The organism is Ornithinibacillus halophilus, assembly GCF_900129485.1.
Taxonomy (GTDB): domain Bacteria; phylum Bacillota; class Bacilli; order Bacillales; family Amphibacillaceae; genus Ornithinibacillus; species Ornithinibacillus halophilus.
On sequence record NZ_FQVW01000073.1, the window covers coordinates 1 to 10,170 of the forward strand.

Consider the following 10,170-nt stretch of genomic DNA (forward strand, 5'->3'; position numbering starts at 1 on the left):
CTTTCCGCGGGCGGCTGGTGAGCCAGGGAACTACTTGGTTAGGCTTCCTAGCACCCTTGCGCTGAGGAAGCCCACTGCGTAGCATTACTTGTAGACGCAAGCGCATCATGGGGTCTCACCGATGCCTCTGCTCCCGCAGGACAAGAAGGGCGTCGGAAGCATTATCATCGCACGAAGGAAATTGACTTTTATTTCCGAGGAGTCTACGTGTATTTCTTACGCTGGTTTTATTATGAAACCCTAGTAAATGACATCCCAAACATCTGCAGTCTAATTGTTCGACTTTGGATATAATTATGGAATATTAGTTATTTAGAGATAGTTGTACCTGATTTGCCTTCTAATGCTAGTGCTGCTTTATCTAGTGAACAGATAATTGCTTTTCCACCATGTTCTGCAAATGATAAGGCACCTTCCATTTTAGGTCCCATGCTTCCAGCTGAGAATTGGCCTTCATCCATGTATTGTTTTGCTTCTTCTACTGTAATTTGTTCAAGTGCTTTTTGATTTGGTTTACCATAGTTTACGTAAACATTATCAACATCTGTTAAAATCATGAATACATCTGCATCAACTTCTTTTGAAAGACGTAAACCACTACGGTCCTTATCTATTACTGCTTCAACGCCCTCGTATTTACCATCTTCTTTTTGGATGACAGGAATTCCACCACCACCTGAAGCAATTGTGATTGTACCAGCATCTGTTAATGTTTTAATCGTATCAGAACCTAGAATAGAAACTGGTTGTGGAGATGGAACCACACGACGATACCCTCTTCCAGCATCCTCTGCTACAACCCAACCTTTTTCCTCAGCTAATTTGTTTGCTTCTTCTTCTGTGTAGAAAACACCAATTGGTTTTGTTGGGTTTTGGAATGCTTCGTCCTCTGGAGATACAACTGTTTCAGTTAATAAACTTACAACTGAATTATTTAAACCTAATTCATGAAGTTCATTACGCAATGTTTGTTCCATCATGTAGCCAATAAACCCTTGAGATTCTGCACTACATACATCTAATGGAAATGGAGGTACAACATCTTTTGCTTCTTCATTTTGGCGTAGAATGTTTCCAACTTGTGGACCATTTCCGTGTGTTACGACAACTTGATAACCCTGTTTTACTACTTGTGCAATAATCGCAGAACATTTACGAACGTTCTCTAATTGATTTTCATATGTTGCTTCTTGACCTGGTTGTAAAATTGCGTTTCCGCCTAATGCGATAACTACTTTTTCTGCCATTTAACTATTCCTCCTAAGTGTTAACATTCCGATTAGTATCCCAAATGCTGAATCCATGCCCGAACTGTGACCAACCTGAACAAGATCAGTGAAATGTTGCTCAAGATTTTCTTCGTCATCTGTCAGTATATCAGACATTATTTGGACAACTACCGAACTAAATTTCTTATTTAATGCGTATTTTAAATATTCTTTGCTTACATCCGTTGTAATAGATTCTGAATGAACAATTTCAGATAGTACCTTGATAAACGTATGACTAAACATTTCTGTGACAGCGTGAACGGCTAATAAACCAACTAATATGTCATCCCCTGATGGTGTTAATCCTTGGCCACGTCCTAAAAAGTAACGTAGTGTTCTTTGTATAAAAGTGACATCATTAGAAATTATTGCTTCTGTGAGTTCGGTAAGTTTTGTTGCTAACTCATGCTGTTCAATCGCTTGATTATCTAAATAATACAATAGAAATTGATCGACATACAATTCATCGATACCAATCGGCTCACCATATTCGATTAATCGTGCTAAAAAGCGTTCAAATAAAGGAAAAATATCTTGTGACTCTCTATTCAATTTAGGTAGTGAGTTCGTAAATGGTTTACTCGACTGCAGGTCAAGCTTCATCAGAATATTCCCATTGGAAAAGAAGAACGATGATGATCCTTTCCAAAATACTGCTAAATCCTCACTTACACATGATAAAAGTTCTTCAAGAGTATCTTCCTTCAAGTGAATTCCAAATGGAAGCCGTCCATTTTTGGTATTCCCAATAAATATTAAGGAATTCCCCATTTTTATATTAAACCCGTTCTGAAAGATACTGTGCACTCGCCCTAAATTATTTTTAGAAAGAAGGAGAGGAAGATCAGCGTGATATTCCTCTCCATAAAAGATATATTCCTTCATTCTTTTATTAGATAAGGCCTAGTTTTTCAGCGTAAGCCTCAATAGCCTTTTCAAAGCAAGCTAGTGGAGCGCGTACAGTACCTGCACCAATTTGACCAACACCTGCTTGTTTATGCGCAATACCAGTGTTGATTACTGGAGTAATACCAGTTTCAACTACTTTTCTTGCGTCAATTCCTAAGCAAGTTCCTTGGAAGTCCCAAGTTGGTACAGTAAAGTTAGGGTTTTGATCAATACAGATTTCCATCATTTCATTACTTGTTGATAAAGCATCATCAAAGCCACCAGCACCAACGAAACGTGTAACACCAGGGGCAGCAATCATTGCCATACCACCAACACCGATTGTTTCCGTGATAGCACTATCACCGATATCAGAGTTAGCATCTTCTTGAGAATAACCAGTAAAGAATAGACCTTGTGGAGTATTTACTGGTGCAGTAAACCATTGGTCTCCCATACCACTTATACGGATACCGAAGTCTTTCCCGTTACGGCACATAGCAGTAACAACTGTACCATCTTGGATTTTTCTAGCTCCATCCATAACAGCTTTACTAGTTGCCATCATTACGTTTAAGAAGAACTGATCTGTGTCAGCTAAGAATTGCATCACATCTTTTTGATCCTTATCATCCATATCCAGTTGTACAATTAAAGGAGCAACTTCTTTTAAGAAAATTAATGATGCTGCGATATTACGTTGATGGAATTCATCACCCATTGTAACTGCTTTAGCGATCATTACGTTTAAGTTTAAGCCATCACCTTTTAGTTTTATTGCTTTTGATAATGTTGGTCCTAAAACATCTCTCATCCAGTTTAGACGGTCGATAACTTCTTTAGAATACGCACCAAAACGTAGAACTTTACCAATACCTTCGTTCATAATGCAATATGCTTCATTACCTTCTGAACGGTTCTCAACAACAAATACTGGGAAGTTAGCTGTTGTAATACCACCCATTGGTCCAACTGCATTTACATGGTGACAAGGAATAAATTCAACTTCACCATTAGCAAGCATTTTTTCTGCTTCTTCTTCCGTTTCAGCCCATCCTTCAAATAAAGATGCACCGATACATGATCCTTGCATTGGGCCAGTCATATCGTCCCATTTAATTGGAGGTCCAGCATGAAGAATTACCTTCCCATTATTTAATTCGCTAATTACAGATTTTGCAGGAACAACATCTACTAAGAATGGTGATGATCCTACGATGCTGTCTAATACGGCGCGGTTTGCTTCATCAATTGATTGATATTTCATTTATTTTCTCTCCTTTTGTGTTCTATGTTTGGTTGACAGAGAGCAGCAGCGTGCTGTTCTCTGTCCAGGATTTATTTAAGAGACTATTTTAATAAGCTTAGGATCTTTTGCATTCTTTCGTTTCCACCAGCAATTGGTCTCCAGTCATACTGAACCACTCTTCCGCCAAATTTAACAACAGAGTCTGTGAAGCTCTTAAGACCAATATTGATGATAACTGGTTTAGAGTTAATCAATTTATCAATTTGTGGTGAAATCGATAAATCTTCATTTGAGCTAGTGCCTGTATATTCAACACGTTGTTTCTTCACATCTTCAACACTTAGTCCAATGATACTTAAAGCAGTACGTACTGCTTGGTTGTTGCTATCACGTAAGATAACACCAGCTTGTACTAATTTTTCACGTTGCTCTTTGTAGCTTTGAGGATCTTGTTCCGTTCCACATACAGTACCAACAAAATGAACTTGACGACCTTGACTCTCTACATTACTCTTGATGCGTTGGATAGCTGGTAAAAGTGCACCTGCCATATCCTCATGAGATCCATATCCTAGCACTACATCAAATAAGATAACAGCTGTTTTCTCATCTTCTGCAGCTTTTTCCATAAATTTAACACGAGTTTCAGGATCAATCATAGGGTGTGGTTTACCTTGTGTATACACGTCATCCCCTAAGTCTGCTACTTCATGACCATTTGCTTGCAATACAAAACCTTCTGCTCCACCATTTCCTTTTCCTAAGTTCAAAGCATCAGAAATTAATGTTGCAGCTTCGTATGCAAGTGTTCCACCAGAATATAAACCTTTAATTGCTGTTTGTTCTGGTTTTAATTCAACACCTTCAACAGATGTTTCAAAGTTATTGTAGTCTTCTTTAATGTCATTTCCTTTAGCTAAATCAACAGAAATTCTAGCAGTTTCTTCTAACGTATACGCTTGATATACATTGCCTTCATGTTGTTCTGGTTTTTCACCAAGGAAGATAGTAACAACAGGTTTAGAAAGGCTACGAAGAAGTTGAACAACACGGTCACGTACTTCTTTTGCTGGTGGCTTAGAAATAATTGTAATCACTTCTGTTTGATTATGGTTTTCTAAAGCACGGATAGCATCCATCATAGTGATTGCTCCAACTTTGTCGGATAAGTCACGACCACCTGTACCGATCGCGTGAACTACACCTTCACCAAGACGGTCAATAATTGTTGTAACTTCTTGGATACCTGTTCCTGAAGCACCAACAATACCGATTTTCCCTTCTTTTACTACGTTCGTAAAGGCAATTGGAATACTTGAGATAATTCCAGTACCACAATCAGGACCCATTACTAATAGACCTTTATCATGAGCTTTTTCTTTTAGACGACGTTCATCTTCAAATGATACGTTATCACTGAACATGAAAACATTTAGTCCGTTGTCCAATGCTTTGTCTGCTTCAATAGCAGCACTAGAACCAGGTACTGAGATAACAGCAAGGTTTGCATCAGGAAGAGCTTTCATTGCACGGTCAAATGTACGTACAGTTTCAAATTCACTTCCACTTTTACTGATGGATTGGTTTTTAAGATAATCATCAACAGCAGCTAAAACTTCGTCAATTTTATCTTCGTTATCTGTGTCTAAAACGATACACATATCGTTTGCTTCTGCTTTTTCAAGTTCGTCTGTATAAAGGCCTGCACCTTTGAAAATATCTTTATTTGCTGGTGTACCCATCATGATTTGAATTTTATTAATACCTTCAATAACGGATACTGCGTTCGTTAATAACATTAAGTTAACTGAATCTTGATACGAGTTTTTCTTAATAATCGTATGAAGCATTTATATTCACCCCTAATTTTTTGTTGTTATTTTGCAAATGGATCTTTGTTGTCGTAAGAATTATTATGAATGGTATCTGATTTTAGATAGTTGTAAATTTCATCAACAATTTCAACACCATTCTCTTCGCTATTTCTCTTTCTCATTTCACTTCTTTGGCCTGGATAGGATACTTCACTAAACCCAGGAGCTGGCTTAATTGCATTTAAATCCTTCATTGAATTGGAAAGACTGTGTTTAAATGTCTCTAGCCCAGTAAAATAGTTTGGATTGATTACTATATGAAGTTGTCCAAGATTCCTATATTCTGTTAAATCTTCGTACATGGATGAAACTTTATTACCATATGGAAGACCTAATAAAATCCCTGATAAAATATCAACCATCATCATTAATCCATAACCTTTTGGTCCAGCAATTGGTAGTAATGCTTTTACTTTAAAAGGATCAGTAGTAGACTCGCCATTTTCATCAACAGCCCAATCATCTGGAATCGATTCATTTCTGGAACGTTTGTCTAAAATCTTGCCCCATGCTTGAACAGTTGTCGCCATGTCAAAAGTGACAATGTCATCATTTTCACCAGGTGCTGCAAACGCAATAGGATTCGTCCCGTAATAAGGTTCTGCTCCTCCAAAAGGAACTACCATCGGATCGGATTGACAGACAGATATTCCAATTAAATCTTCATGTGCAGCCTGTTGTACAAAATAGGAAAGTGCTCCACTGTGGCTCATTTTTTTTGCGCCAACAATTGCAATCCCATTTTCTTTGGCAATTTTTATTGCTTCATTCATCGATTCCTTTGCTACAACATGTCCAACACCATTATCACCATCGAAGATTGCCGTTGTTGGTCCAGTTTTCTCAAACTGAAAACTTGGATTGGTATTTATACCGCCTTTAGCAATACGTTCAGCATAATATTCAACTCGCATGGCCCCATGTGAGTGATATCCTCTTATATCAGCATGTACCAACACATCTGCAACTATGTCAGCGTGCTCTTCACTTAAACCTGCACGGTGAAGCTTATTTTTTATAAGATCGTTAAGCTCTTTAACCTGTAACTTCATAGCTTTAACTCCCTTGTTATTGGATTACATCCTTTTATTTAGCGAATGGGTCTTTATTGTCATATTGGTTATTGTGAACCACATCAGAAACAAGGTATTCGAAAATATCATCCACAATTTCAATACCGTTCTTTTCGTACTCTTCCTGTTGAATGTCATTTGGTTGCCCAGGATATAGTACTTGGTCAAACCCTGGTGCTGGCTTGATTTGATTTAATTCTGTCATTGTATTTGTAATGTTTTGTAAGAATCCTTCCATGTTTGTGAAGAATTCAGGATTGATCACAATATGAAGTTGTCCAAGTTTACGATATTCCGTTAAATCTTCATACATAGAAGAGACTTTATTTCCATATGGAAGACCTAATAGAATTCCTGATAGGATATCTACCATCATCATAAGACCGTAGCCTTTAGGCCCAGCAATTGGTAATAGTGCTTTTACTTTAAATGGATCAGTGGTTGGCGCTCCGTCTTCATCCACTGCCCAATTATTAGGGATAGACTCATTTTTTGAACGTGCATGTAAAACTTTCCCCCATGCTTGAACAGTTGTAGCCATATCAACGATAATCTTTTCACCTGTGCTGCTTGGTGCACTAAATGCGATTGGATTTGTACCGTAGTATGGTTCTGCACCACCAAAAGGAACAACCATTGGGTCTGATTGACAAACTGAAATACCGATCATTTTCTCATCTGCTGCTTGGTTTACAAAGTAAGAAAGTGCACCACTATGGCTAATATTTCTTACACCTACTACAGCTATACCATTTTCCTTCGCCATTTGAATTGCCTCTTCCATAGCCTTCTTAGCCATGTAATGACCTACACCGTTGTCTCCATCAAAGACAGCTGTACTTGGGCCAGTTTTTTCAAATGACACTTTAGGTTCTAAGTTAATACCACCTTTAGCAATTCGCTCAGCGTAGTATTCTACACGCATTGCACCGTGGGAATGAATTCCTCTTACATCAGCATGTACAAGAACATCAGAAACAACGTCAGCTTGGTCTTCTGCCAAACCTGCTTTATGAAGTTTATCTTTCATTAACTTTCTTAGTTCTTCTTTTGCGACTCTCATCTTGACACCCCATCATCCTGTTATATTAGTAAGATTGTAAGGGTATCCCGCCTTAACAAACTTCGAGCGACTGCGTATGTTGCAGGGCGAGCGCTCTGTGCTTTTCTTTTAAAAAGCGGGAACACCGTACTAGTTAATGCTTAATTATTTTTTCAAATCTGCGTCGCGGTTACAATCTTTGGAATAAACATAAGATAATTTTTCTCTACCTACTGCATAGCATGCTTGTTGAACATATGGTCCCATAAAGATGTAATCGTCTTTTTTAACTGGAATCCATTCGTTATCCAAGTTATAAACACCTTCACCAGAAAGAAGATATGCACCATGTTCTTGTACATGAGTTTCAATAAATGGATGACATGCTCCTGGGTCAAATGTTAGGATATGGAAGTTCATATCAAAAGCAAAATCTGTTGGTAGTAAGTCTTGGATACGCATTTCTTTCATACCATCGTATTCTTCTTCCGGTATATCATTTGCATTTCCTGTTACTAACCATGGTGCAGATACACCTTCAAGTGGCTTGTATGTTTGTTTGTAAAGGAAGATTTTTGAATCGCCTTTTTCAAGGTTTTCCATGTACATTTTTGTTCCTGGTGGGCAATAGATATAACCACCTTGAGTCAATTCATACTCTTCTTCATCTGTAGAAACTTTCACTTTACCGTCTACAACATAAAGGAATGTTTCAACATCCTCTTCTCCACCAAACCCACGAGTGTTTTTTCCACCTTCATACATTGTAATAATATAATCAACAAAGCTTGCACCAAGTCTTGGTGAGCCTAGAATAGAAACATAGCAGTTTTCAAATCCTGGAACACTGTTATTAACTAATCCTTCTGGAGCAATTAAAGCATATAGTCCTTGTTTAATGATTGAACGTGATGAAAGTAAATCTTTTGGATAACCCATTAGAATCTCTCCTTTAAAAATTGTTGGTTTAATTATTCTTTATAAGCTAGTTCATATAATGCACCCATTAGTGCTTTGACACCTTCAGCTAAATCAGCTGGTTCTGTATACTCAGCTGGATTATGACTAATACCATCACGACTAGGCACAAATAACATCGCAGTTGGTACATGTGGTGCTAAGATTTGTGAATCATGTCCAGCTCCACTGTGCATCACTTTATAATTCAAGCTATTAGCATCACAGCTTTGTTCAATTAATTTAACGATGTTTTCGTCCATTGGTACTGGATCTTCATCCATCCACATATCAATATTGATTTCAACGCCATGGTCACTAGCTAATGTGTTTAGTTTTTCATTTACAACATCTGTGAACTCAACTAATACACTTTTGTCAGTGTGACGAATATCCATAGTGAATAAGGCTTTCCCAGGTACAACATTGACAACATTAGGTGTTACTTCAATTTTTCCTACTGTAGCAACAAGTGGATCACCGTATTTTTTTGATTCAGAGATAATTTCATAAATCATTTGACTTGCAGCATACACTGCATCTTTGCGGTATCCCATTGGTGTTGTACCAGCATGGTTCGCTTGACCAGTGATTTCCACATTGAAACGTCTTTGACCAACGATACTAGTTACGACTCCAACTGACTTCTTCTCTGTTTCTAAAACATTTCCTTGCTCATTGTGAATTTCAACAAAAGCTTTAATGTCTTCCCTGATTCCTTTTGATTCATCACGGAAATCAAATCCAGCTTTATTCATTGCTTCCACGAATGGCACTCCATCAAAATCTTTTATATTCTCTACTTCTTCACGTTTCGCTGTCCCAACAACATTTTTTGAACCCCAGAACGCATATGGAAAACGGCTGCCTTCTTCTTCTGCCATTGAAATCACTTCAAGATTTCTTAATGGTTGACCATATTTTTCTTTTAAGTATTTAATTGCAAGGTGAGCCGCAACAATACCAAGCTGCCCATCGTAATATCCACCATTACCAACGGTGTCTACATGTGAACCAGAAAGAATTGTTTCATCTGTATATTTGGAACCTTTTAACGTACCATATAGGTTTCCGATTTCATCGTATTTTACTTCCAATCCTTCTTGTTTCATCTCTGCTTCTAAGTATTTTTGAGCTTCAACCCATTCTTTTGAATAAAGAAAGCGTGAAACTCCACCTGCAGGATCTTTTCCGAAAGAGCCAAGTGTTTCTAACATACTGGTGATATCTTTTTCCATATCAGCCACTGTTAACCATTCCTTTCAATTAAAGAACTTTGAATTCTATATTCAATACGTTATGAATAAGTAAATATCTATTCTTTCGTATGATATACAAATACTAACCTTTTATCATTACGGATAATTTTACCTAATAAATGATATTGATACTTATATCCAACAAACTATTTCAATTGTAATCCTTTACAGTTATCGGTTCTATATAATTTATGGATAAAGATTATTCATATTTTTATCCTAATAAGATAAATAAATTAGATTTGTTCACAATTTATTCAAGAAAAGTTAGACAAAGTTGTTAAAGAAGGAATCGTTTGATAATTCCTTGAAGTTAGTTAAATCTAAACATAAAAAAACCTCCCATCTTAGGAGGCAACTGAAAACTAAGTGATATTAAAAATTAGACTGACAATTCTATATGAAGTGTAGTATGCATGGGTTCGAGGCTGAGACAAAAATGTAGTGTAATCTCTACCGCTTCAGAAATACACTTCGCTTTCCGCGGGCGGCTGGTGAGCCAGGGAACTACTTGGTTAGGCTTCCTAGCACCCTTGCGCTGAGGAAGCCCACTGCGT

General features: G+C 37.4%; 8 protein-coding genes. All 8 read right to left on the reverse strand.

Features of this window, described 5'->3' with window-relative positions; translation table 11 throughout:
- Positions 1-308: 308 nt before the first annotated feature.
- The gene (gene arcC, locus BUB12_RS16485; protein WP_072892007.1) at positions 309-1,247 is read right to left on the reverse strand and encodes a carbamate kinase; all 939 of its coding nucleotides are present in this window, start codon (positions 1,245-1,247) and stop codon (positions 309-311) included.
- A complete protein-coding gene (locus tag BUB12_RS16490) occupies positions 1,248-2,042 on the reverse strand; it encodes an oxamate carbamoyltransferase subunit AllH family protein (protein ID WP_159431592.1) in 795 nt (264 codons plus the stop codon).
- A gap of 121 nt (positions 2,043-2,163) precedes the next feature.
- The gene (locus tag BUB12_RS16495; protein ID WP_072892009.1) at positions 2,164-3,426 is read right to left on the reverse strand and encodes a YlbE family protein; all 1,263 of its coding nucleotides are present in this window, start codon (positions 3,424-3,426) and stop codon (positions 2,164-2,166) included.
- Between the two features lie 83 nt (positions 3,427-3,509).
- Entirely contained in the window at positions 3,510-5,258 is a 1,749-nt protein-coding gene (fdrA, locus tag BUB12_RS16500; protein ID WP_072892010.1) for an acyl-CoA synthetase FdrA, read from the reverse strand.
- Positions 5,259-5,284: 26 nt separating this feature from the next.
- Positions 5,285-6,334, reverse strand: a complete 1,050-nt coding sequence (gene allD, locus BUB12_RS16505; RefSeq protein ID WP_072892011.1) for an ureidoglycolate dehydrogenase — start codon at positions 6,332-6,334, stop codon at positions 5,285-5,287.
- A 34-nt stretch (positions 6,335-6,368) separates the two neighbouring features.
- On the reverse strand, positions 6,369-7,418 hold the full coding sequence (gene allD, locus BUB12_RS16510) for an ureidoglycolate dehydrogenase (RefSeq protein ID WP_072892012.1): 1,050 nt from the start codon (positions 7,416-7,418) through the stop codon (positions 6,369-6,371).
- Between the two features lie 144 nt (positions 7,419-7,562).
- Positions 7,563-8,336 (reverse strand): (S)-ureidoglycine aminohydrolase, encoded by a 774-nt coding sequence (gene allE / locus BUB12_RS16515; RefSeq protein WP_072892013.1) that lies wholly within the window; start codon positions 8,334-8,336, stop codon positions 7,563-7,565.
- Between the two features lie 32 nt (positions 8,337-8,368).
- Positions 8,369-9,592 (reverse strand): allantoate deiminase, encoded by a 1,224-nt coding sequence (allC, locus tag BUB12_RS16520; RefSeq protein ID WP_072892014.1) that lies wholly within the window; start codon positions 9,590-9,592, stop codon positions 8,369-8,371.
- Positions 9,593-10,170: the final 578 nt, after the last annotated feature.